The 23,928-nt window shown below is 52.7% G+C and carries 18 protein-coding genes and 2 tRNA genes; 14 read left to right on the top strand and 6 right to left on the bottom strand.

The window, feature by feature from the left end:
- The first annotated feature begins 109 nt into the window (after window positions 1–109).
- Genes O1724_RS13120 through narI form a run of 4 tightly spaced genes read left to right on the top strand, consistent with a single transcriptional unit; the run spans window position 110 to window position 6,769 of the window.
- Window positions 110–3,853 carry a nitrate reductase subunit alpha gene (locus O1724_RS13120; RefSeq protein ID WP_126297045.1) on the top strand — a complete coding sequence of 1,248 codons (3,744 nt, stop codon included), beginning with the start codon at window positions 110–112 and terminating at the stop codon, window positions 3,851–3,853.
- Window positions 3,850–5,385 carry a nitrate reductase subunit beta gene (gene narH, locus O1724_RS13115; protein ID WP_017384243.1) on the top strand — a complete coding sequence of 512 codons (1,536 nt, stop codon included), beginning with the start codon at window positions 3,850–3,852 and terminating at the stop codon, window positions 5,383–5,385. Before O1724_RS13120 ends, narH begins: the two co-directional genes overlap by 4 nt.
- Window positions 5,382–6,092 carry a nitrate reductase molybdenum cofactor assembly chaperone gene (gene narJ / locus O1724_RS13110; protein ID WP_022651366.1) on the top strand — a complete coding sequence of 237 codons (711 nt, stop codon included), beginning with the start codon at window positions 5,382–5,384 and terminating at the stop codon, window positions 6,090–6,092. The genes narH and narJ overlap by 4 nt, the downstream gene beginning before the upstream one ends.
- Window positions 6,092–6,769 (top strand): respiratory nitrate reductase subunit gamma, encoded by a 678-nt coding sequence (gene narI, locus O1724_RS13105; RefSeq protein ID WP_003856712.1) that lies wholly within the window; start codon window positions 6,092–6,094, stop codon window positions 6,767–6,769. Before narJ ends, narI begins: the two co-directional genes overlap by 1 nt.
- 201 nt (window positions 6,770–6,970) lie before the next feature.
- Here narI and O1724_RS13100 read toward each other — a convergent pair.
- The 4 genes from O1724_RS13100 to O1724_RS13085 all read right to left on the bottom strand — a co-directional run bounded on the left by O1724_RS13100 (window position 6,971) and on the right by O1724_RS13085 (window position 8,680).
- Window positions 6,971–7,055, bottom strand: a tRNA-Tyr gene (locus O1724_RS13100).
- 34 nt (window positions 7,056–7,089) lie between these two features.
- Window positions 7,090–7,174 (bottom strand) — tRNA-Tyr (locus O1724_RS13095).
- Between the two features lie 157 nt (window positions 7,175–7,331).
- On the bottom strand, window positions 7,332–8,174 hold the full coding sequence (purU, locus tag O1724_RS13090) for a formyltetrahydrofolate deformylase (protein WP_003856715.1): 843 nt from the start codon (window positions 8,172–8,174) through the stop codon (window positions 7,332–7,334).
- 41 nt (window positions 8,175–8,215) lie between these two features.
- Window positions 8,216–8,680: a YchJ family protein gene (locus tag O1724_RS13085; protein WP_126297046.1), complete on the bottom strand. Its 465-nt coding sequence runs from the start codon at window positions 8,678–8,680 to the stop codon at window positions 8,216–8,218.
- Between the two features lie 113 nt (window positions 8,681–8,793).
- Here O1724_RS13085 and rssA point away from each other — a divergent pair, with 113 nt between their 5' ends.
- The 3 genes from rssA to galU all read left to right on the top strand — a co-directional run bounded on the left by rssA (window position 8,794) and on the right by galU (window position 11,903).
- Window positions 8,794–9,696 (top strand): patatin-like phospholipase RssA, encoded by a 903-nt coding sequence (gene rssA, locus O1724_RS13080; protein ID WP_479983885.1) that lies wholly within the window; start codon window positions 8,794–8,796, stop codon window positions 9,694–9,696.
- An 89-nt stretch (window positions 9,697–9,785) separates the two neighbouring features.
- Window positions 9,786–10,799 carry a two-component system response regulator RssB gene (gene rssB, locus O1724_RS13075; protein ID WP_479983884.1) on the top strand — a complete coding sequence of 338 codons (1,014 nt, stop codon included), beginning with the start codon at window positions 9,786–9,788 and terminating at the stop codon, window positions 10,797–10,799.
- Between the two features lie 198 nt (window positions 10,800–10,997).
- The gene (gene galU, locus O1724_RS13070) at window positions 10,998–11,903 is read left to right on the top strand and encodes a UTP--glucose-1-phosphate uridylyltransferase GalU (RefSeq protein ID WP_126297047.1); all 906 of its coding nucleotides are present in this window, start codon (window positions 10,998–11,000) and stop codon (window positions 11,901–11,903) included.
- A gap of 202 nt (window positions 11,904–12,105) precedes the next feature.
- On the opposite strand, the gene hns is transcribed toward galU, so the two are convergent.
- Window positions 12,106–12,519 carry a histone-like nucleoid-structuring protein H-NS gene (gene hns / locus O1724_RS13065; RefSeq protein WP_003856724.1) on the bottom strand — a complete coding sequence of 138 codons (414 nt, stop codon included), beginning with the start codon at window positions 12,517–12,519 and terminating at the stop codon, window positions 12,106–12,108.
- A gap of 550 nt (window positions 12,520–13,069) precedes the next feature.
- Here hns and tdk point away from each other — a divergent pair.
- Window positions 13,070–13,684 carry a thymidine kinase gene (gene tdk, locus O1724_RS13060; protein ID WP_003856726.1) on the top strand — a complete coding sequence of 205 codons (615 nt, stop codon included), beginning with the start codon at window positions 13,070–13,072 and terminating at the stop codon, window positions 13,682–13,684.
- A gap of 69 nt (window positions 13,685–13,753) precedes the next feature.
- On the opposite strand, the gene adhE is transcribed toward tdk, so the two are convergent.
- Window positions 13,754–16,435, bottom strand: coding sequence for a bifunctional acetaldehyde-CoA/alcohol dehydrogenase (gene adhE, locus O1724_RS13055; protein ID WP_003856730.1), 2,682 nt, complete (start codon window positions 16,433–16,435; stop codon window positions 13,754–13,756).
- 480 nt (window positions 16,436–16,915) lie between these two features.
- On the opposite strand from adhE, the gene O1724_RS13050 reads away from it, so the two are divergent.
- From O1724_RS13050 to oppF, 6 genes are all read left to right on the top strand, one after another.
- Window positions 16,916–17,563: a YchE family NAAT transporter gene (locus O1724_RS13050; protein ID WP_017384236.1), complete on the top strand. Its 648-nt coding sequence runs from the start codon at window positions 16,916–16,918 to the stop codon at window positions 17,561–17,563.
- 770 nt (window positions 17,564–18,333) lie between these two features.
- A complete protein-coding gene (oppA, locus tag O1724_RS13045) occupies window positions 18,334–19,965 on the top strand; it encodes an oligopeptide ABC transporter substrate-binding protein OppA (RefSeq protein WP_003856736.1) in 1,632 nt (543 codons plus the stop codon).
- A gap of 82 nt (window positions 19,966–20,047) precedes the next feature.
- Entirely contained in the window at window positions 20,048–20,968 is a 921-nt protein-coding gene (gene oppB / locus O1724_RS13040) for an oligopeptide ABC transporter permease OppB (RefSeq protein ID WP_003856738.1), read from the top strand.
- Window positions 20,969–20,980: 12 nt separating this feature from the next.
- Window positions 20,981–21,889 carry an oligopeptide ABC transporter permease OppC gene (oppC, locus tag O1724_RS13035; protein ID WP_003856740.1) on the top strand — a complete coding sequence of 303 codons (909 nt, stop codon included), beginning with the start codon at window positions 20,981–20,983 and terminating at the stop codon, window positions 21,887–21,889.
- An 11-nt stretch (window positions 21,890–21,900) separates the two neighbouring features.
- Entirely contained in the window at window positions 21,901–22,914 is a 1,014-nt protein-coding gene (oppD, locus tag O1724_RS13030; protein WP_003856742.1) for an ABC transporter ATP-binding protein, read from the top strand.
- Window positions 22,911–23,915, top strand: coding sequence for a murein tripeptide/oligopeptide ABC transporter ATP-binding protein OppF (oppF, locus tag O1724_RS13025; RefSeq protein WP_003856743.1), 1,005 nt, complete (start codon window positions 22,911–22,913; stop codon window positions 23,913–23,915). The genes oppD and oppF overlap by 4 nt, the downstream gene beginning before the upstream one ends.
- Window positions 23,916–23,928 lie beyond the last annotated feature (13 nt).

Below are 23,928 nucleotides of genomic sequence, written 5' to 3'. Positions count from 1 at the left end.
CCCTTCGTCTTGATCGTTATCAATTCTCACCATCTTTCATAGCGTTACCTTCGCTGCAAATCAGCAATGTCGATTTAGAGAGCCACAGGCTCCACACAGGAGATACCCGATGAGCAAATTTTTGGACCGGTTTCGCTACTTCAAACAGAAGGGTGAAACTTTTGCCGATGGGCACGGCCAGGTTCTGGATACCAACCGGGACTGGGAAGACGGTTACCGTCAACGCTGGCAGCATGACAAAGTTGTCCGTTCTACCCACGGCGTAAACTGCACTGGCTCATGTAGCTGGAAGATTTTCGTTAAAAACGGTCTGGTGACCTGGGAAATGCAGCAGACCGATTATCCGCGTACCCGTCCGGATATGCCGAACCACGAGCCGCGTGGCTGCCCGCGTGGGGCCAGCTACTCCTGGTATCTCTACAGCGCAAACCGACTGAAATACCCGCTGATGCGTAAACGCCTGATGAAAATGTGGCGTGAAGCGAAAGTGCAGCACAGCGATCCGGTTGATGCCTGGGCCTCCATCATTGAAGATGCCGACAAAGCGAAAAGCTTCAAGCAGGCGCGTGGTCGCGGTGGTTTCGTTCGCTCTTCCTGGAAAGAGGTGAACGAGCTGATTGCGGCTTCCAACGTCTACACCGTGAAAACTTACGGTCCTGACCGTGTGGCAGGCTTCTCGCCAATCCCGGCGATGTCGATGGTCTCTTACGCCTCCGGCGCGCGCTACCTGTCACTCATCGGCGGAACCTGCCTGAGCTTCTACGACTGGTACTGCGACCTGCCGCCAGCGTCGCCACAGACCTGGGGCGAGCAGACCGACGTGCCGGAGTCCGCTGACTGGTACAACTCCAGCTACATCATCGCCTGGGGCTCTAACGTTCCGCAGACCCGTACCCCGGATGCGCACTTCTTTACCGAAGTACGTTACAAAGGGACCAAAACCGTTGCCGTGACCCCGGACTACGCCGAAATCGCCAAGCTGTGCGACCTGTGGCTGGCGCCGAAACAGGGTACCGATGCCGCCATGGCGCTGGCGATGGGCCACGTCATGCTGCGCGAATTCCACCTCGACAAGCCAAGCCAGTATTTCACCGATTACGTGCGTCGCTACACCGACATGCCAATGCTGGTGATGCTCGAAGAGCGTGACGGCTATTACGCCGCAGGCCGTATGCTGCGTGCCGCAGATCTGGTGGACGCGCTGGGTCAGGAAAACAACCCGGAGTGGAAAACGGTCGCCTGCAACAGCAACGGCGAGCTGGTTGCGCCAAACGGCTCTATCGGCTTCCGCTGGGGCGAAAAAGGCAAATGGAACCTGGAGCAGCGTAACGGCACCACGGGTGAAGAGACGGAACTTCGTCTCAGCATGCTGGGCAGCCAGGATGAGATCGCCGATGTCGGCTTCCCGTACTTTGGTAATGAAGGTTCCGAGCACTTCAACAAGGTTGAGCTGCAAAACGTTCTGATGCACAAACTGCCGGTTAAGCGCCTGCAACTGGCGGACGGTTCTACTGCTCTGGTCACTACCGTCTACGATCTGACCATGGCGAACTACGGCCTGGAGCGCGGCCTGAACGATGAAAACTGCGCGACCAGCTATGATGACGTGAAGGCTTATACCCCGGCCTGGGCGGAGCAGATCACCGGCGTGCCACGCGCGCAGATCACCCGTATCGCGCGTGAATTTGCGGAAAACGCCGACAAAACCCACGGTCGCTCCATGATCATCGTCGGTGCCGGTCTGAACCACTGGTATCACCTCGATATGAACTATCGCGGCCTGATCAACATGCTGATCTTCTGCGGCTGCGTCGGGCAGAGCGGCGGCGGCTGGGCGCACTACGTGGGCCAGGAAAAACTGCGTCCGCAGACCGGCTGGCAGCCGCTGGCGTTTGCCCTTGACTGGCAGCGTCCGGCCCGTCACATGAACAGCACCTCCTACTTCTATAACCACTCCAGCCAGTGGCGCTACGAGACGGTTACCGCCCAGGAACTGCTGTCGCCGATGGCGGATAAATCCCGCTACAGCGGCCACCTGATTGACTTCAACGTGCGCGCTGAGCGTATGGGCTGGCTGCCGTCTGCGCCGCAGCTGGGCACGAACCCGCTGCGCATTGCGGAAGCGGCGAAGAAAGCGGGCATGTCACCGGTTGACTACACCGTTAAATCCCTCAAAGACGGCTCAATCCGCTTCGCGGCAGAACAGCCGGAGAACGGTAAAAACCATCCGCGTAACCTGTTCATCTGGCGATCTAACCTGCTGGGTTCGTCCGGTAAAGGCCATGAATACATGCTGAAATACCTGCTCGGTACCGAAAACGGTATTCAGGGTAAAGATCTCGGCAAGCAGGGCGGCGTGAAGCCAGAAGAAGTTGAATGGAAAGACAACGGTCTGGACGGCAAGCTGGATCTGGTGGTAACGCTGGACTTCCGTCTGTCCAGTACCTGCCTGTACTCCGATATCGTGCTGCCTACCGCCACCTGGTACGAAAAAGACGACATGAATACGTCGGATATGCATCCGTTTATTCATCCGCTGTCTGCGGCCGTTGACCCGGCATGGGAATCAAAAAGCGACTGGGAAATCTACAAAGACATCTCGAAGAAATTCTCCGAAGTCTGTGTAGGGCACCTGGGCAAAGAGACCGACGTGGTGACGCTGCCAATCCAGCACGACTCCGCTGCCGAACTGGCGCAACCGCTGGACGTGAAGGACTGGAAAAAAGGCGAGTGCGACCTGATCCCAGGCGTAACCGCGCCGCACATTATTCCGGTTGAACGTGATTACCCGGCAACGTACGAGCGCTTTACCTCTATCGGCCCGCTGATGGAAAAAATCGGTAACGGCGGGAAAGGGATCGCCTGGAACACCCAGAGTGAAATGGACCTGCTGCGCAAGCTCAATTACACCAAAGCGGACGGCCCGGCGAAAGGCCAGCCGATGCTGAACACGGCGATTGATGCGGCGGAAATGATCCTGACCCTGGCCCCGGAAACCAACGGCCACGTGGCGGTGAAAGCCTGGGCGGCCCTGAGCGAGTTTACCGGTCGTGACCATACGCACCTGGCGAAGAATAAAGAGGAAGAGAAAATCCGCTTCCGCGATATTCAGGCCCAGCCGCGCAAGATTATCTCCAGCCCGACCTGGTCTGGCCTCGAAGATGAACATGTGTCCTATAACGCCGGATACACCAACGTTCACGAGTTGATCCCATGGCGCACGCTTTCTGGCCGTCAGTCTCTGTATCAGGATCACCAGTGGATGCGTGACTTCGGTGAAAGCCTGCTTGTGTACCGTCCGCCAATCGACACCCGCTCCGTGAAATCGGTGATGGGTGCGAAATCGAACGGTAACCCTGAGAAGGCGCTGAACTTCCTGACGCCGCACCAGAAGTGGGGTATCCACTCCACCTATAGCGACAACCTGCTGATGCTGACCCTGTCGCGCGGGGGGCCAATCGTCTGGATGAGCGAAGCGGACGCCAAAGATCTGGGTATCGAAGATAACGACTGGATTGAAGTGTTCAACAGCAACGGTGCCCTGACGGCACGTGCGGTGGTGAGCCAGCGTGTACCGGCCGGGATGACCATGATGTACCACGCGCAGGAACGTATCGTTAACCTGCCGGGGTCTGAGATCACCGAACAGCGCGGCGGTATTCACAACTCCGTGACCCGTATTACGCCGAAGCCGACCCACATGATCGGTGGTTATGCCCAGCTGGCCTACGGCTTTAACTACTACGGCACCGTAGGATCGAACCGCGATGAGTTCGTGGTGGTACGTAAGATGAAGAATATTAACTGGTTAGATGGCGAAGGTAATGACCAGGTACAGGAGAGCGTAAAATGAAAATTCGTTCACAAGTCGGCATGGTGCTGAATCTGGATAAATGCATCGGCTGTCATACCTGCTCAGTCACCTGTAAAAACGTCTGGACCAGCCGTGAAGGTATGGAGTACGCCTGGTTCAACAACGTGGAAAGTAAGCCGGGCACCGGCTTCCCGACCGACTGGGAAAACCAGGAGAAGTGGAAGGGCGGCTGGATCCGTAAAATCAACGGCAAACTGCAACCGCGCATGGGTAACCGTGCCATGCTGCTGGGTAAAATCTTCGCTAACCCGCATCTGCCGGGCATCGATGATTACTACGAGCCGTTTGATTACGACTATCAGAACCTGCACAACGCGCCGGAAAGCAAACACCAGCCGATCGCCCGTCCTCGCTCGCTGATCACCGGCCAGCGCATGGACAAAATTACCAGCGGTCCAAACTGGGAAGAGATTCTGGGCGGCGAGTTCGAAAAACGCGCCAAAGACCAGAACTTCGAGAACATGCAGAAGGCGATGTACGGCCAGTTCGAAAACACCTTCATGATGTACCTGCCGCGCCTGTGCGAACACTGCCTTAACCCGGCGTGCGTGGCGACCTGCCCAAGCGGCGCCATCTACAAGCGTGAAGAAGATGGCATTGTGCTGATCGACCAGGACAAGTGCCGCGGCTGGCGTATGTGCATCACCGGCTGCCCGTACAAAAAAATCTACTTCAACTGGAAGAGCGGTAAGTCTGAGAAGTGCATCTTCTGCTACCCGCGTATCGAAGCCGGTATGCCGACCGTCTGCTCAGAGAGCTGCGTAGGTCGTATCCGCTACCTCGGCGTGCTGCTGTACGACGCGGACGCGATTGAAAATGCCGCAAGCACCGAGAACGAGAAAGATCTGTATCAGCGTCAACTGGATGTCTTCCTCGATCCAAACGATCCGAAGGTTATTGAGCAGGCGCTTAAAGACGGTATTCCGCAGAGCGTGATTGACGCCGCACAGCAGTCTCCGGTGTACAAAATGGCGATGGACTGGAAGCTGGCCCTGCCGCTGCACCCGGAATACCGCACGCTGCCGATGGTCTGGTACGTGCCGCCGCTGTCTCCGATTCAGTCTGCGGCGGATGCGGGTGAACTGGGCAGCAACGGCATTCTGCCGGACGTGGAAAGCCTGCGTATCCCGGTTCAGTATCTGGCCAACCTGCTCACCGCCGGGGATACCCAGCCGGTACTGCTGGCGCTGAAACGTATGCTGGCGATGCGTCACTTCAAACGTGCGGAAACTGTTGACGGCGTGAACGATACCCGCGCGCTGGAAGAGGTTGGTCTGACCGAAGCGCAGGCGCAGGAGATGTACCGCTATCTGGCAATCGCTAACTACGAAGATCGTTTCGTGGTGCCGAGCAGCCACCGTGAACTGGCTCGCGAGGCCTTCCCGGAGAAAAGTGGGTGTGGCTTTACCTTTGGCGACGGTTGCCACGGGTCAGACAGCAAATTCAACCTGTTCAACAGCCGCCGCATCGACGCGATGGATGTGACCAGCAAAACGGAGCCGCACCAATGATTGAACTCGTCATTGTTTCGCGTCTGCTCGAGTACCCTGATGCTGCGCTTGTGCAGCATCAACAGGAACTCTTTGATGCACTCGCGTCATCTGAAAACCTGGATAAAGAGGATGCCCAGAAGCTGGGCGTTTTCCTCCGCGATCTGCTGGCGCGCGATCTTCTTGATGCGCAGGCGGACTACAGCCAGCTGTTTGACCGGGGTCGTGCCACGTCTCTGCTGTTGTTCGAACACGTTCACGGTGAATCCCGCGACCGTGGTCAGGCGATGGTGGATCTGATGGCCCAGTACGAGCAGCACGGTTTGCAACTCGACAGCCGCGAGCTGCCGGATCACCTGCCGCTGTATCTGGAATATCTGGCGCAGTTGCCGAAAGAGGAAGCGCTGGGCGGGTTGCAGGATATTGCTCCCATTCTGGCGTTGCTCGGCGCGCGTCTCCAGCAACGTGAGAGCAGCTATGCAGTCCTGTTTGATCTGCTGGTGAAACTGGCTAACGCCTCGGTTGACAGTCAAAAAGTGGCGGAAAAAATCGCGGATGAAGCCCGGGACGATACCCCACAAGCACTGGATGCCGTCTGGGAAGAAGAGCAGGTGAAATTCTTTGCTGACCAGAGCTGTGGCGAATCTGAAATCTCCGCGCATCAGCGTCGTTTTGCCGGAGCGGTGGCTCCGCAATATTTGAATATCTCTAACGGAGGACAGCACTAATGCACTTCCTGAATATGTTCTTCTTTGACATTTACCCGTATATCGCGGGCACCGTATTCCTGGTGGGAAGCTGGCTGCGTTATGACTATGGCCAGTACACCTGGCGTGCTGCCTCCAGCCAGATGCTGGATCGTAAAGGGATGAACCTGGCGTCAAACCTGTTCCACATCGGGATTTTGGGGATTTTCGCCGGTCACTTCCTGGGGATGCTGACCCCGCACTGGATGTACGAAGCGTGGCTGCCGATTGACGTGAAGCAGAAGATGGCGATGCTCGCCGGTGGCGCCTGCGGCGTGATGACCCTGGTGGGTGGTCTGTTGCTGCTGAAACGCCGTCTGTTCAGCCCACGCGTGCGGGCTACCACGACCGGAGCGGACATCCTGATCCTCTCCCTGCTGATGGTGCAGTGTGCGCTTGGTCTGCTGACCATTCCATTCTCTGCGCAGCATATGGACGGCAGCGAGATGATGAAGCTGGTGGGATGGGCGCAGTCTGTCGTGACCTTCCGCGGGGGCGCCTCTGAGCATCTGGACGGCGTGGCGTTCATCTTCCGCGTTCACCTGGTGTTGGGTATGACCCTGTTTGTGCTGTTCCCGTTCTCTCGCCTGGTGCACATCTGGAGTGCGCCGGTGGAGTACCTGACGCGCAAATATCAGGTTGTGCGTGCTCGTCGCTGATTCGCTGTATTAATACAACCCCGCATATGCGGGGTTTTTTTTGTCCCCGATCCAGGGTTTCGTGCGGATGCCGGGTGGCGGTTGCGCCTTACCCGGCCACTATGCTCGAATCGAACCTTGGTCGAAGCTTCTTATCCGTCCCCGCATGGGAGAACCATGGGGCATTGTGCTTTTGGATAGTGCTAAAGAATCTGGAAGTGATGGTGGTGGGGGAAGGATTCGAACCTTCGAAGTCGATGACGGCAGATTTACAGTCTGCTCCCTTTGGCCGCTCGGGAACCCCACCAGGGGTAATTCATATTTTGAGGTAAAGCTGGAGATGGTGGTGGGGGAAGGATTCGAACCTTCGAAGTCGATGACGGCAGATTTACAGTCTGCTCCCTTTGGCCGCTCGGGAACCCCACCACGGGGTAATGCTTTTAACTGGCCTGCTTCCTGTTGGAAGCGGGGCGCATCATATCAAATGAGACGCCCCTGTAAAGCATTCCTTTAGGAAAATGAAGCTGTTTGCCTGCTTTTTATCCGCAAAGGCGTAAAGCTAATCAATTCATTTTCCGAGGGATTAAAGAATAATCGTTCTGTTGCCGTACACAAAGACGCGCTGGGCAAGTACCTGATACAGCGCACGGCTTAGTACGTTCTTCTCAACGTCACGGCCAGCACGCATCATATCTTCTGCCGTGTAGGTGTGATCCACGTGAATCACGTCCTGCATGATGATTGGGCCTTCATCCAGATTATCATTCACGTAGTGCGCGGTTGCGCCAATGATCTTCACCCCACGCTCGTATGCCTGGTGATACGGACGCGCGCCAATAAAGGCTGGCAGGAAGGAGTGGTGGATGTTGATAATCTTGTTCGGGAAGCGCGCCACGAAGGATGGCGTCAGCACGCGCATATATTTCGCCAGCACCACGTAGTCCGGGTTATGCGCTTCAATCGCAGCAGCCATCAGGTTGTCGTGCTCTTCACGGGTATGGCCTTCGTGACTGACCAGCTCAAACGGAATGTCGAAACGTTCTACCAGTGTACGCAGCGTCTCGTGGTTGCCAATGACGGCGGCAATTTCGACGTCCAGGCCACCGTAGTTGGCTTTCATCAGCAGATCGCCCAGGCAGTGCGCCTCTTTGGTGACCAGAATGACAATACGGCGACGGCCCGCCGGGTTCAGCTCGCGCACCGAGCCTTCCGGCAGGGCGCTGTCCAGATCGGCAAGCAAGGTTGTGTCGTTGAAAATGCCTTCCAGTTCGGTACGCATAAAGAAGCGACCGGTACGGTGGTCAACGAACTCGTTGTTCTGCACGATATTCAGTTCATGCTTGTAGCAAATGTTGGTAATTCGTGCGATCAGCCCTTTTTGATCGGGACAGATAGTGCGCAGAACTTTACGTTGTAATGATTGCATCGCCGGGAAATCCTGTTTATGTATTTGCGAAGTCTGAGTTGTCAGGCATTACTGCCGCAACACTTTTTAAATTTTTTTCCTGAACCACAGGGGCAGGGATCGTTACGACCGAATTGCGGACGTGTGCCGTCAATATAATACCATTGCCCGCTGTCCTTTAAGAACCGTGAGCGTTCAATGATGGCGCCGGGTTTGTTTTGTTCGCTAAAGCGGGCGACAAAACTGACATAGCCCTCGTTGGCATCGCGGCCGGGAGCGGCTTCAAAGACGGTGAGGCCCTGCCAGACGGTGTTGGCAAATCCGGCTTCAATCTCTTGGCGAAAATCGGCAGCATGGCAGGACGGATGCCAGGTTTTAATCAGGTAGTCTGCGTTTTTGATCACAAAAGCAGTATACCGCGAGCGCATAAGGTGTGACGGCTCTGGTGCAACCTGCTCGCCAGAAAGATATCGCTGGCAACATAGGCTATACTCCAGAGCGCTACCACAGGGGCAGAGTTGAGACACGATTCTCTTCCTGGAACAAAAAATAAGGCGTTAAACGCTTAAGGTAGCAATATGTTAACTGAGCAGGTGCGTTGACGCTATGTCGGGAATCCAGGGGAAGTAAAACAGGGCTAATGAGAAAGGTAAAAATTGGACTGGCGTTGGGCTCAGGTGCTGCCCGGGGTTGGTCACATATTGGCGTTATCAATACCTTAAACCAGATGGGGATTGACGTTGATATTGTTGCAGGATGTTCTATCGGGTCGCTGGTCGGATCTGCGTACGCCTGCGGTAAGCTCCCGGAGCTTGAAAGCTGGGTGCGCTCCTTCAGTTACTGGGATGTGCTGCGCCTGATGGATCTCTCCTGGCAGCGTGGCGGCCTGCTGCGCGGCGAACGCGTGTTCAATCAGTTTCGCAAGATAATGCCCCTCGCTGACTTCAGCCACTGCCAAATGCCTTTCGGGGCCGTTGCAACCAACCTCAGTACGGGCAGGGAGTTATGGCTCACCGAAGGGGATATTCATCTCGCCGTTCGTGCATCCTGTAGTATGCCTGGGTTAATGGCGCCTGTGCCTCACAACGGCTACTGGCTCGTTGACGGTGGTGTAGTGAATCCTGTCCCTGTCTCTCTGACGCGCGCCATGGGGGCGGATATCGTTATTGCCGTGGATTTACAGCACGATGCTCACCTCATGCAGCAAGATTTGATGCCGGTTAATCTTCAGAGCGATGATGCGGAAGAAGAGAAACTTGCCTGGCATGCTCGATTACGCGGCAGAATAGGGCGCCTGGCTGCCCGTCGCGCGGTGACCGCACCGAACGCCATTGAAATCATGACGACCTCTATTCAAATTCTTGAGAATCGCCTGAAGCGAAACCGTATGGCTGGCGATCCTCCGGATATTCTTATTCAACCCTATTGTCCACAAATCTCTACCCTTGATTTCCACCGGGCTGAGGCCGCCATAGCAGCGGGCTCGTTAGCCGTCGAAAAGAAAATAAATGAACTGTTGCCTTTTGTGCGTACAGCACGTTGAGCACTTTTTTGATTACTTCAGCAAAATCTGACAGGCGATAGTACCAATAGCATGCCACTATTGAGTAACTGTCAGCCAGGGGAGGAACCATGACACAGCCATTGGCCGGAAAACATATTTTGATAGTAGAAGACGAGCCCGTTTTCCGATCGCTACTGGATTCGTGGTTATCCTCACTGGGTGCAACCACGTCCCTTGCCGAAGATGGCGTCGAGGCACTGGAAAAAATGGCCAGCATGGCGCCGGATCTGATGATCTGCGATCTTGAGATGCCGCGCATGGACGGATTAATGCTGGTAGAAAACCTGCGTAATGAAGGTTATCAGACACCGATACTGGTGATCTCGGCCACCGAAAATATGGCGGATATTGCTAAGGCGTTGCGTTTAGGAGTGCAGGATATCCTGCTCAAACCGGTTAAAGATTTAAACCGTCTGCGCGAAACGGTGTTGGCCTGCCTGTATCCCAATATGTTCAATTCCCGGGTGGAAGAAGAAGAACGTCTTTTCCAGGACTGGGATGCTTTAGTCAGTAATCCGCTCGCGGCCGCGAAGCTGCTTCAGGAACTTCAGCCGCCGGTGCAGCAAAATATCTCTCCTTGCAGAGTAAATTATCGCCAGCTGGTAGCGGCTGACCAGCCTGGACTGGTGCTGGATATTGCGCCGCTCTCGGATTCCGACCTCGCTTTTTATTGCCTGGATGTTACCCGAGCGGGAGATAACGGCGTTCTGGCGGCCTTATTACTCCGGGCGCTGTTTAATGGATTGCTACAGGAACAATTATCCCATCAGGGGCAACGACTTCCTGAGTTAGGCAGTTTACTAAAACAGGTCAACCAACTTTTTCGCCAGGCCAATTTACCGGGGCAGTTCCCGCTTCTGGTTGGCTATTATCACAGCGGGTTGAATAACCTTATTCTGGTGTCTGCGGGATTAAATGCCACACTGAATACTGGCGAACACCATATTCAGGTGAGTAACGGCGTGCCGTTGGGTACGCTGGGAAATACTTACCTTAATCAAATTAGCCATCGCTGCACCTCCTGGCAGTGCCAAATTTGGGGTGCCGGAGGGCGGTTACGCTTAATGTTGTCCACGGAGTAAGCAGTCAGATTTTATTTTTCAGATTGCTTTACCTGTGTTTTTGCTGGCAGTGCTACTATCGCTGCAAGTTTCATGCGTATTTGTCTTAATTGATCGGCAACGCGTTCTTTTCAGACCCGTATTAGTGGCTGAGACTGTATACTCAAAGCTTATTCAATGCATAAAAGTTCAAAACTTGAACAGTTCAGGAGAATTTCAATGGCTGCCCTAAATTCGAAAGTCAGAAAGGCCGTTATCCCGGTGGCGGGATTGGGTACCAGGATGTTGCCAGCGACGAAGGCAATCCCAAAAGAGATGCTGCCTCTGGTTGATAAGCCATTAATCCAGTATGTCGTGAATGAATGTATTGCAGCAGGTATCACCGAAATTGTGCTGGTGACGCATTCATCTAAAAACTCTATCGAAAACCATTTCGATACCAGTTTCGAACTCGAAGCAATGCTGGAAAAACGTGTTAAGCGCCAGCTGCTGGAGGAAGTGCAGTCTATTTGTCCTCCACACGTTACCATTATGCAGGTTCGTCAGGGCCTGGCGAAAGGCCTGGGACACGCAGTATTATGTGCACACCCGGTAGTGGGTGATGAGCCGGTCGCGGTTATTCTGCCTGATGTGATCCTTGATGAGTACGAGTCCGATCTTTCCCAGGAAAACCTGGCGGAAATGATTAAACGCTTCGACGAAACCGGCAGCAGCCAGATTATGGTTGAGCCAGTCGACGACGTGACCGCTTACGGCGTGGTTGACTGCAAAGGCGTTGACCTGCAACCTGGCGAAAGCGTACCGATGGTTGGCGTTGTTGAAAAACCTAAAGCGGACGTCGCGCCGTCTAACCTTGCTGTAGTTGGTCGTTACGTACTGAGCGCTGAAATTTGGGCGCTGCTGGCGAAAACGCCTCCGGGTGCGGGCGATGAAATCCAGCTGACGGATGCTATCGATATGCTGATCGAGAAAGAGACCGTGGAAGCCTACCATATGAAAGGTACGAGCCATGACTGCGGGAATAAGCTCGGTTATATGCAGGCATTCGTCGAATATGGTATTCGCCATAACAGCCTGGGTGAAGAATTTAAAGCCTGGCTCAAAGGTAGCGTGGGTATTAAGTAATAAACTCACCAGCCTGTGAACAAGACCGGTGTGGCGTCGCCCACCGGTTTTTTTATGCCTGTCACTCTGTAATTGACGGGGGATTGTCAAGGACGTTAAATACGGAGCCTCACAATATGACAGAATGTAAGGAGATGTTCTGGCGGATATTACAGGCATAAAAAATCCCGCATTAAGCGGGATTTTTCAGAATCTTTCCAGATTAATCCTTGATCAGGAAGTCATCCAGTTGTTTACCTTGTTCGTCCATTGCTTTCTTGATTACAGCAGGAGTACGGCCCTGGCCGGTCCAGGTTTTCTCTTCGCCGTTCTCATCGATGTAGCTATATTTAGCAGGACGTGCCGCGCGTTTTGCTTTGGTACCGGTTTTAGCCGCAGCCATGCTGTTCAGCAATTCGTTTGGATCGATACCATCGGCAATCAGCATTTCGCGATACTGTTGCAGTTTACGTGTACGTTCTTCGATTTCAGCCGCAGCTGCGCTTTCTTCTTCACGACGTTCGTTAACTACAACTTCTAATTTTTCGAGCATTTCTTCAAGCGTCTCAAGGGTACATTCTCTTGCCTGCGCACGAAGAGTACGGATGTTGTTCAGAATTTTAAGTGCTTCGCTCATTGTAGTAATCTCAAACTTATAATGGGGGTGGGTTTGTTGTCCTAATAATAGAGCCTTAATTTCACTTGTGCAATAGGTGGGAATGTAAGGAATTCAAAAAATACAAAATAAACGACGCTATTATTAATTACGCTAACTTAAATTTCATTGTTTGTTGAGGCTGCGAGATATCGTTTCAAACGGCAAAAGCGCGTCATTTGCATGTTTGTTTTGTGACTTTTACCTCAGGAATTATAGTTGCGGTTGATAAATATCAGCCTTTTGTATTACCCCGTGTAAACGCAGCGAAGCCAGGAATAGTTAATAAATAGTGAATTTTAATGAACGAAGAAGACACTATAAAAAGAAGTGTTATCTCTGGTTGCGGTCTCACCTTATTGTCAGTGTTTAATGCCTTTACTGCCTGTTTTAACGCATTATTTTGCGCTACTCGCGAAGGATTTACGGGTGCATGGCAGGCTGGAGTGTGCTGCTCGCCGCTAATGACGGTACAAAATATGGTACAATGATCCATCGGGAATATTTCACATTGATTAGGGTTCTTCGGCCAATGGCACAACTTTATTTCTACTATTCGGCAATGAATGCAGGGAAATCGACGGCGTTACTGCAATCCTCATACAATTATCAGGAGCGGGGGATGCGTACCGTTGTTTATACCGCCGAAATCGACGATCGCTTTGGGGCAGGGAAGGTAAGCTCAAGAATAGGGCTTTCATCGCCTGCAAGGCTGTTTAACCCTGAAACGGACCTGCTGGAGGACATTCGTGCCGAGCATGCCTCTAAGCCTGTCCATTGCGTGCTGGTAGATGAAAGCCAGTTCCTGACCCGTGAGCAGGTCCATGCGCTTTCAGAGGTCGTTGATGAGCTGGATATTCCCGTTCTTTGCTATGGATTACGTACCGATTTTCGTGGGGAGTTATTTGCCGGCAGCCAGTATCTGCTCGCCTGGTCGGATAAGCTGGTTGAGCTGAAAACAATCTGCTTTTGTGGCCGCAAGGCAAGTATGGTTCTTCGCCTGGACCAGTCGGGTAAACCCTATGCTGATGGCGAGCAGGTGGTGATAGGAGGCAATGAACGTTATGTCTCGGTCTGCCGCAAGCATTATAAAGAGGCGCTGGCTGTAGGCTCGCTGACGGCGTTACAGGGCGACAATCGAAAATAACAAGAATGTTTTACCGATCCTCAGATATAAAAAAACCCGCTGCTGGCGGGTTTTTTATCACACTGTCAACTAAGCGTTTTTCTTCGCTTTCTTGTCAGCCTTTACAACTGCGGGGATTTCAACTTTTACGGCTGCGACATCGCTTTCAGTGAAGTTACGACCGTAATAAGTATCCAGCAGGATCTGTTTCAGTTCGGAAATCAGTGGGTAGCGCGGGTTAGCACCAGTACACTGGTCATCGAATGCATCTTCAGACAGCTTATCTACGTGAGCGAGGAAGTCAGCTTCCTGAACGCCTGCTTCGCGGATAGATTTAGGAATACCCAGTTCCGCCTTCAGACTTTCCAGCCATGCCAGCAGTTTTTCGATCTTCGCGGCAGTACGGTCGCCCGGTGCGCTCAGACCCAGGTGATCGGCGATTTCAGCATAACGACGGCGCGCCTGTGGACGGTCGTACTGGCTGAATGCAGTTTGCTTGGTTGGGTTGTCGTTGGCGTTATAGCGGATAACGTTGCTGATCAACAGGGCGTTCGCCAGACCGTGAGGAATGTGGAACTGTGAACCCAGCTTGTGCGCCATAGAGTGACAGACACCCAGGAAGGCGTTAGCAAACGCGATGCCCGCGATTGTTGCCGCACTGTGTACACGTTCACGCGCAACAGGGTTTTTCGAACCTTCGTTGTAAGAAGCTGGCAGGTTTTCTTTCAGAAGTTTCAGCGCCTGCAAAGCCTGACCGTCAGAGAACTCAGAAGCCAGTACGGAAACGTAAGCTTCCAGAGCGTGAGTTACCGCATCCAGACCACCGAACGCACACAGTGATTTCGGCATTTCCATGACCAGGTTGGCGTCAACGATAGCCATATCTGGCGTCAGTGCGTAGTCAGCCAGCGGGTATTTCTGACCGGTTGCGTCATCAGTCACAACGGCAAATGGCGTCACTTCTGAACCAGTACCGGATGTGGTGGTGACGGCGATCATTTTCGCTTTCACGCCCATTTTCGGGAACTTGTAGATACGTTTACGGATATCCATAAAGCGCAGCGCCAGTTCTTCGAAGTGAGTTTCCGGATGCTCGTACATCACCCACATAATTTTCGCGGCGTCCATTGGGGAACCGCCACCCAGTGCGATGATCACATCAGGTTTGAAGGAGTTCGCCAGTTCAGCGCCTTTACGTACAACGCTCAGGGTTGGGTCAGCTTCAACTTCAAAGAAGACTTCAGTTTCCACACCAGCCGCTTTCAGAACAGAGGTGATCTGGTCTGCATAGCCATTGTTGAACAGGAAACGGTCAGTCACGATGAGCGCACGTTTGTGGCCATCAGTAATCACTTCATCCAGCGCGATTGGCAGAGAGCCGCGGCGGAAGTAGATAGATTTCGGAAGTTTGTGCCACAACATGTTTTCAGCTCGCTTAGCAACGGTTTTCTTGTTGATCAGGTGTTTTGGACCAACGTTTTCAGAGATGGAGTTACCACCCCAGGAACCACAACCCAGAGTCAGGGAAGGTGCGAGTTTGAAGTTGTACAGATCACCGATACCACCCTGAGAAGCAGGGGTGTTGATCAGGATACGTGCCGTCTTCATCTTCTGACCGAAGTAAGCAACACGCTCAGGCTGGTTATCCTGATCGGTGTACAGGCAAGAGGTGTGGCCGATACCGCCCATTGCCACCAGTTTCTCTGCTTTTTCTACCGCGTCATCAAAATCTTTCGCACGGTACATTGCCAGCGTTGGGGAGAGTTTCTCGTGAGCAAACGGCTCACTTTCATCAACGACTTTCACTTCACCAATCAGAATCTTGGTGGTAGCAGGGACGCTAAAGCCAGCGAGTTCAGCAATTTTATACGCTGGCTGACCTACGATAGCTGCGTTCAGTGCACCATTTTTCAGAATCACGTCCTGAACGGCTTTCAGTTCTTTACCTTGCAACAGGTAGCCGCCGTGGCTGGCGAAACGTTCACGAACGGCGTCGTATACCGAATCAACCACGACAACAGACTGTTCAGATGCGCAGATAACGCCGTTATCGAAGGTTTTAGACATCAGCACAGAAGCAACTGCACGCTTGATATCTGCCGTTTCGTCGATCACAACAGGAGTATTACCTGCGCCTACGCCGATGGCTGGTTTACCGGAGCTGTATGCTGCTTTAACCATACCAGGACCACCGGTCGCCAGAATCAGGTTAATGTCCGGGTGATGCATCAGAGCGTTGGACAGTTCAACAGAAGGTTGGTCGATCCAGCCGATCAGATCTTTTGGCGCACCCGCAGCAATGGCTGCCTGAAGCACGATATCTGCTGCTTTGTTGGTGGCGTCCTTCGCACGTGGATGCGGAGAGAAAATGATTGCGTTACGAGTCTTCAGACTGATGAGAGATTTGAAGATGGCGGTAGAGGTTGGGTTAGTGGTTGGAACGATACCGCAAATGATGCCGATCGGTTCTGCGATGGTGATGGTGCCGAAAGTATCGTCTTCTGACAGCACACCGCAGGTTTTCTCATCTTTATAGGCGTTGTAGATATACTCTGAAGCAAAGTGGTTTTTGATCACTTTATCTTCAACGATACCCATGCCGGATTCGGCAACGGCCATTTTAGCGAGAGGGATTCGAGCATCAGCAGCAGCCAGAGCGGCCGCGCGGAAGATTTTATCAACCTGTTCTTGGGTGAAATTGGCATATTCACGCTGGGCTTTTTTTACGCGCTCGACGAGGGCGTTCAGTTCAGCGATATTGGTAACAGCCATAATGCTCTCCTGATAATGTTTAAACTCTTTTAGTAAACCAGCGCTCGATACGTCTGACAGTATAGTCAGAGCCGATCCCACTTGCGTAACACACAGTAAAACAAAGGATTACTCACTGCTCCAGCTCACTAATTTACTAAAAGAGCCTTACCTTAGCATCATACCTTTTTGATAGGTGATCTCCCTGGCGGCGTAACCAAGATTACTCACTTCTGAGTACGAAAATTATGATCAAGATCAATTTTGTCCTAAGCTGATACCTTTCAGCAGGGTTATTTTGTACTAATTATTCTACTGTTAAATAATTAAGTAACTATTGGAAGCGGCAATATCATTGATTACACAAATGTTTAACATCATGAATTGATAACGTTTAAGAACAGATTTCTGGTGAAGTGTGCGGCTAAAAAGCGTATCTTCAGCGCGGATTTATCATGACACGCAGTTTCTCCCTGGACATGCTCAATTGCGGAGCTTAATGTGATTCAAACGCTCTTTGATTTCCCTACATATTTCAAGTTTTTTATCGGCTTGTTTGCTCTGGTTAACCCGGTAGGGATCATCCCTGTCTTCATCAGTATGACCAGCTATCAGACGGCTGCGGCACGAAATAAAACCAACCTGACGGCAAACCTGTCGGTGGCGATCATCCTACTTACGTCTCTTTATCTCGGGGACGCCATTCTTCAGGTCTTCGGCATCTCGATTGATTCGTTCCGTATAGCAGGCGGGATCCTGGTGGTGACGATTGCCATGTCGATGATCAGCGGCAAGCTGGGGGAGGATAAACAGAACAAACAGGAAAAATCAGAGACAGCTATCCGCGAGAGCATTGGGGTTGTGCCACTGGCACTGCCGCTGATGGCGGGCCCGGGGGCGATCAGTTCCACCATTGTCTGGGGAACGCGCTACCACAGCCTGATGCACCTGATTGGCTTTTCCGTCGCCATTGCGCTGTTCGCGCTGTGCTGCTGGGGCGTATTTCGTATGGCGCCATGGCTGGTTCGCTTGCTGGGACAAACGGGCATCAACGTGATTACCCGTATCATGGGTCTGTTGTTAATGGCGTTGGGCATCGAATTTATCGTTACCGGTATAAAAAGTATTTTCCCCGGGTTAGTACACTGACTTTCATTTGAAAGAGCGGAGCCAGCGGCTCCGTTTTTTTTACGTGATTATCTGCAAATCATATAAATAAAGTTGAAATAGGCGCCAGTCATAATAAGTTCTACTAATAACTCTCTTTTGTTGTTTTTCAAGAGGTTGTTTATTTTCATTTTCCCTTGCCGCGCATAAATCCCTCAAACCCTCTGTTATTTTACTCACATGATACTCTGGGGCTTGCTGACAGATAACCGAAATGATATTAGTAATTTCGATGCTGACTCAGACGAATGTGCTAAATAATAATCAATTGTTAAATTATCGTGAAAAGTCGTTCAACTAAGCCATGTCGTCGCGTTTGGAGCAACAAAATTTCTTATCTGTATGAATTATATCTCTTTTTGTTGATTTCGGCGTAAGCCAGGGTTGGCGCCTTAGTTATGCCAGCCATCGTAAAAGAGAAATGCTTAACAAATTTGCAAAATGTATTGGCGAGAGTTGGCACCATTTGGTACTTTCCGGCCTTATATTTTGCAGCATTAAACAAGTTGATGAGAACTATTTTCATATAGCCCTCACGTAAGATATCCAACGCATCTCTCTGACAGGGGAGCGGTGTAAAGAATCGACGCAAGACCGCCGTTCGAGCGGTCAGTAATAATGAAGTCGGTGATAGCAAGAAGTAAAAAAAGAACCTGACAGTAGCAAAAAAAACTCCTGCGCTGTACAGGCCCCAACAGGGGATTACACAACTGGCGAAGGTCAGTCATTATAATGAGTGGAGTATCAACACAATGTCCATCATCACAAAAAAAAGTCTGGTAGCGGCGGGGATTTTAACTGCGCTAATCGCGGGCAACGCTGCAATGGCTGCGGACGTTCCTGCTGGTGTTCAGCTGGCTGAGAAGCAAACGCTGGTACGTAATAACGGTGCGGAAGTGCAGTCTCTTGATCCGCACAAAATTGAAGGTGTTCCAGAGTCTAACGTTAACCGCGATCTGTTTGAAGGTCTGCTGGTGACTGACGTAGACGGCCACCCGGCTCCGGGCGTGGCGGAAAAATGGGACAACAAAGATTTCAAAGTCTGGACCTTCCATCTGCGTAAAGATGCCAAATGGTCCGACGGTACGCCGGTTACCGCCGAAGATTTCGTCTATAGCTGGCAGCGTCTGGCGGATCCGAATACCGCCTCCCCGTATGCGAGTTACCTCCAGTATGGCCATATTGCCAATATCGATGACATCATCACGGGTAAAAAGCCAGTAACCGACCTGGGCGTAAAAGCCATCGATGCCAACACCTTTGAAGTGACGTTGAGCGAACCTGTTCCGTACTTCTATAAGCTGCTGGTTCACCCGTCCGTCTCCCCGGTACCAAAATCCGCGGTGGAAAAATTTGGTGAAAAATGGACGCAGCCTGCGAATATCGTGACCAACGGTGCATATAAGCTGAAGGACTGGGTCGTTAACGAACGTATGGTGCTGGAGCGCAACCCGCAGTATTGGGATAATGCGAAGACCGTTATCAATCAGGTCACCTACCTGCCAATCTCTTCTGAAGTGACGGACGTAAACCGCTACCGCAGTGGTGAAATCGACATGACCTATAACAACATGCCGATTGAACTGTTCCAGAAGCTGAAAAAAGAGATCCCGAAAGAAGTTCACGTCGATCCGTATCTGTGCACCTACTATTACGAAATTAACAACCAGAAAGCACCGTTCACCGACGTACGTGTTCGTACCGCACTGAAGCTGGCTCTGGATCGCGACATTATCGTGAATAAAGTGAAGAATCAGGGCGACCTGCCAGCTTACAGCTACACCCCGCCTTACACCGACGGTATGAAGCTGGTTGAACCTGAATGGTTCAAATGGTCCCAGGAAAAACGTAACGAAGAAGCGAAAAAACTGCTGGCTGAAGCTGGCTATACCGCCGACAAGCCGCTGACCTTTAGCCTGCTGTACAACACCTCCGATCTGCATAAAAAGCTGGCTATTGCCGTCGCGTCTATCTGGAAGAAAAACCTCGGCGTGAACGTGAAGCTGGAAAACCAGGAATGGAAGACCTTCCTCGATACGCGCCACCAGGGAACCTTTGACGTGGCACGTGCAGGATGGTGTGCGGACTATAACGAACCGACCTCATTCCTGAACACCATGCTGAGCGACAGTTCGAACAACACCGCACACTATAAGAGCCCGGCGTTTGATAAGCTGATTGGCGAAACCCTGAAGGTGGCAGATGACGCCCAGCGCGCCGATCTGTACGCGAAATCAGAACAACAGCTCGATAAAGACTCTGCGATCGTTCCGGTTTACTACTACGTTAACGCCCGCCTGGTGAAACCATGGGTAGGGGGTTATACCGGTAAAGACCCGTTGGATAATATTTCCGTTAAGAATCTTTATATTATCAAGCATTAATGGCAATACGTGGGGCGAGCGAGCTTGCCCCACTGTGTCTATTTTGTAACATTCATCAGGCACACGCCAGAAGGTACGGGCAATGTTGAAATTTATCCTGCGTCGCTGTCTTGAAGCGATTCCAACGTTATTTATTCTAATTACAATTTCCTTCTTCATGATGCGTCTTGCACCGGGCAGTCCTTTTACCGGTGAACGCACGCTTCCGCCAGAAGTTATGGCCAACATCGAAGCGAAATACCATTTAAACGATCCTATCACCACGCAGTACTTCAACTATCTGAAGCAGCTTGCACACGGTGATTTTGGTCCGTCATTTAAATATAAAGACTATTCCGTTAACGACCTGGTGGCGTCCAGCTTCCCGGTATCGGCTAAATTAGGAGCTGCTGCATTTATCCTGGCCGTTGTTCTCGGTGTCACTGCGGGCGTTATCGCCGCGCTTAAACAAAATACCCGATGGGATTACGCCGTAATGGGGGTCGCAATGACCGGGGTGGTTATCCCCAGCTTCGTTGTTGCGCCGTTGCTGGTCATGATATTCGCCATAACCCTGAAATGGCTTCCCGGAGGCGGCTGGAACGGCGGGGCGCTGAAGTTCATGATATTGCCGATGGTGGCATTATCTCTGGCCTACATCGCCAGTATCGCCCGTATTACCCGCGGTTCAATGATTGAAGTCCTGCATTCGAACTTCATCCGTACCGCCCGTGCGAAAGGGCTGCCGATGCGCCGGATTATTTTCCGTCATGCCCTCAAGCCTGCACTGTTACCGGTACTCTCCTATATGGGGCCTGCTTTCGTCGGCATTATCACCGGTTCAATGGTGATTGAAACCATTTATGGTCTGCCGGGCATCGGGCAGCTGTTTGTTAACGGGGCGCTTAACCGTGACTATTCGCTGGTGCTGAGCCTGACGATCCTCGTGGGCGCGCTGACCATTCTGTTTAATGCCGTTGTCGATGTGCTGTATGCCGTTATCGACCCTAAAATCCGTTACTAACTGGAGCACGCCATGATGTTGAGTAAGAAAAACAGCGAGGCGCTGGAAAACTTCAGTGAAAAGCTGGAGGTTGAAGGTCGTAGCCTTTGGCAGGACGCCCGCCGTCGTTTTATGCATAACCGCGCCGCCGTTGCCAGCCTGGTCGTGCTGGTGCTTATTGCGCTGTTTGTCACCCTGGCGCCAATGCTCTCTCAGTTCACCTATTTCGATACGGACTGGGGCATGATGTCCAGCGCGCCGGATATGGAATCCGGGCACTATTTCGGTACCGACTCTTCCGGGCGTGATTTGCTGGTGCGTGTGGCGATTGGCGGCCGTATCTCCCTGATGGTTGGCATCGCGGCGGCGCTGGTGGCGGTGATCGTCGGCACGCTTTACGGTTCGCTTTCCGGATACCTCGGCGGGAAAGTGGACTCCGTGATGATGCGTCTGCTAGAAATCCTGAACTCCTTCCCGTTCATGTTCTTCGTCATTCTGCTGGTGACCTTCTTTGGTCAAAATATCCTGCTGATCTTCGTGGCGATCGGGATGGTGTCCTGGCTGGATATGGCGCGTATTGTGCGCGGCCAGACGCTGAGCCTCAAACGTAAGGAGTTTATCGAAGCCGCACAGGTTGGTGGCGTTTCTACCGCCAATATTGTGGTGCGTCATATCGTTCCTAACGTGCTGGGCGTGGTGGTGGTATACGCCTCCCTGTTGGTGCCAAGTATGATCCTGTTTGAATCTTTCCTGAGCTTCCTGGGATTAGGTACGCAAGAGCCGCTGAGTAGCTGGGGCGCTCTGTTAAGTGATGGCGCAAACTCCATGGAAGTGTCACCGTGGTTACTCCTGTATCCGGCGGGCTTCCTGGTCGTCACCCTGTTCTGTTTCAACTTTATCGGCGATGGCCTGCGTGATGCCCTCGACCCGAAAGACCGTTAAGGAGCGCCGTCATGACTATTATTGAAACGGCAACCGCGCCACAGGCGCAACAGCGGACCAGCGCACTGCTGGACGTTAAAGACCTCCGCGTGACGTTTAAAACCCCCGACGGTGATGTTACTGCCGTTAACGATCTCAACTTCGACCTGCGTGCCGGTGAAACGCTGGGCATTGTGGGCGAATCCGGTTCCGGTAAATCCCAGACCGCATTCGCGCTGATGGGCCTGCTGGCGTCAAACGGCGTGATCGGTGGTTCGGCGACGTTTAACGGAAAAGAGATCCTGAATTTGCCGGAACATGAGCTGAATAAGCTGCGCGCGGAGCAGATTTCAATGATTTTCCAGGATCCGATGACGTCCCTGAACCCCTATATGCGTGTGGGCGAACAGCTGATGGAAGTGCTGATGCTCCACAAGGGGCTGGGTAAAGCCGAAGCGTTTGAAGAGTCCGTCAAAATGCTGGATGCGGTGAAAATGCCTGAGGCACGTAAGCGCATGCGCATGTATCCGCACGAATTCTCCGGCGGTATGCGCCAGCGCGTCATGATCGCGATGGCATTGCTTTGTCGGCCAAAACTGCTGATCGCTGATGAACCGACCACCGCTCTGGACGTGACCGTCCAGGCGCAGATCATGACGTTGCTGAACGAGCTGAAGCGCGAGTTCAACACCGCCATCATCATGATCACCCACGATTTAGGCGTCGTTGCCGGGATCTGCGACAAAGTGTTAGTCATGTATGCAGGTCGCACGATGGAATACGGTAATGCCCGCGATGTGTTCTACCAGCCAGCCCATCCGTACTCTATCGGGTTGCTGAATGCCGTACCGCGCCTTGATGCGGAAGGGGAGTCGCTGCTGACTATCCCGGGTAACCCGCCAAACCTGCTGCGTCTGCCAAAAGGCTGTCCGTTCCAGCCGCGTTGTCCGCATGCGATGGAAATCTGTAACAGCGCACCGCCGCTGGAAGCGTTTGTCCCAGGCCGTCTGCGCGCCTGCTTTAAGCCGCTGGAGGAGCTGGTATGAACGCAATCGACGAAAAAAGAAATGTGCTGCTCGAAATCGCTGACCTGAAGGTCCATTTCGATATCAAAGACGGTAAACAGTGGTTCTGGCAGCCTGCCAAAACCCTGAAAGCGGTGGATGGCGTCACGCTACGCCTGTACGAAGGGGAGACCCTGGGCGTGGTGGGTGAATCTGGCTGCGGCAAATCGACATTTGCGCGTGCGATCATCGGCCTGGTGAAAGCCACCGACGGGAAAGTGGCCTGGCTTGGCAAAGATCTGCTGGGGATGAAGCCGGATGAATGGCGCGACGTGCGCAGCGACATCCAGATGATTTTCCAGGATCCGCTGGCATCCCTGAACCCGCGTATGACCATTGGCGAAATCATTGCCGAGCCGCTGCGCACCTATCATCCGAAGATGCCGCGCCAGGAAGTTCGCGATCGGGTGAAAGCGATGATGCTCAAGGTGGGTCTGTTGCCTAACCTCATCAACCGCTACCCACATGAGTTTTCCGGCGGTCAGTGCCAGCGTATCGGTATCGCACGCGCGTTGATCCTTGAACCAAAACTGATTATCTGTGACGAGCCGGTTTCGGCGCTGGACGTCTCCATCCAGGCCCAGGTGGTTAACCTGCTACAGAAACTGCAACGGGAAATGGGGCTGTCGCTGATCTTCATCGCCCACGATCTGGCGGTGGTAAAACACATTTCGGACCGTGTGCTGGTCATGTATCTGGGCCACGCCGTGGAGCTGGGTACGTATGATGAGGTGTACCACAATCCGCTGCACCCTTATACCAAAGCGCTGATGTCTGCGGTTCCCGTTCCGGATCCCGATCTGGAAAAAAATAAAACCATTCAGCTTCTGGAAGGTGAACTGCCTTCGCCAATCAACCCGCCTTCAGGCTGCGTATTCCGTACGCGATGCCCAATAGCCGGGCCGGAATGTGCAAAAACACGGCCGGTTCTGGAGGGCAGTTTCCGACATGCGGTTTCCTGCCTGAAAGTAGACCCGTTATAATCGCAAGGGCTGA

It is taken from the genome of Enterobacter cloacae complex sp. HYC074_NIDB (assembly GCF_056673345.1).
This window is presented reverse-complemented; position numbering and strand designations above follow the sequence as displayed.

Bases quoted from the DNA above. Each gene is read 5' to 3' on its own strand.
- tdk (WP_003856726.1), top strand. From the start codon at position 13,070: ATGGCACAACTTTATTTCTACTATTCGGCAATGAATGCAGGGAAATCG.
- oppA (WP_003856736.1), top strand. From the start codon at position 18,334: ATGTCCATCATCACAAAAAAAAGTCTGGTAGCGGCGGGGATTTTAACT.
- narJ (WP_022651366.1), top strand. From the start codon at position 5,382: ATGATTGAACTCGTCATTGTTTCGCGTCTGCTCGAGTACCCTGATGCT.
- galU (WP_126297047.1), top strand. From the start codon at position 10,998: ATGGCTGCCCTAAATTCGAAAGTCAGAAAGGCCGTTATCCCGGTGGCG.
- oppF (WP_003856743.1), top strand. From the start codon at position 22,911: ATGAACGCAATCGACGAAAAAAGAAATGTGCTGCTCGAAATCGCTGAC.
- oppD (WP_003856742.1), top strand. From the start codon at position 21,901: ATGACTATTATTGAAACGGCAACCGCGCCACAGGCGCAACAGCGGACC.
- hns (WP_003856724.1), bottom strand. From the start codon at position 12,519: ATGAGCGAAGCACTTAAAATTCTGAACAACATCCGTACTCTTCGTGCG.
- purU (WP_003856715.1), bottom strand. From the start codon at position 8,174: ATGCAATCATTACAACGTAAAGTTCTGCGCACTATCTGTCCCGATCAA.
- O1724_RS13120 (WP_126297045.1), top strand. From the start codon at position 110: ATGAGCAAATTTTTGGACCGGTTTCGCTACTTCAAACAGAAGGGTGAA.
- oppB (WP_003856738.1), top strand. From the start codon at position 20,048: ATGTTGAAATTTATCCTGCGTCGCTGTCTTGAAGCGATTCCAACGTTA.
- rssB (WP_479983884.1), top strand. From the start codon at position 9,786: ATGACACAGCCATTGGCCGGAAAACATATTTTGATAGTAGAAGACGAG.
- adhE (WP_003856730.1), bottom strand. From the start codon at position 16,435: ATGGCTGTTACCAATATCGCTGAACTGAACGCCCTCGTCGAGCGCGTA.
- rssA (WP_479983885.1), top strand. From the start codon at position 8,794: ATGAGAAAGGTAAAAATTGGACTGGCGTTGGGCTCAGGTGCTGCCCGG.
- narI (WP_003856712.1), top strand. From the start codon at position 6,092: ATGCACTTCCTGAATATGTTCTTCTTTGACATTTACCCGTATATCGCG.
- oppC (WP_003856740.1), top strand. From the start codon at position 20,981: ATGATGTTGAGTAAGAAAAACAGCGAGGCGCTGGAAAACTTCAGTGAA.
- narH (WP_017384243.1), top strand. From the start codon at position 3,850: ATGAAAATTCGTTCACAAGTCGGCATGGTGCTGAATCTGGATAAATGC.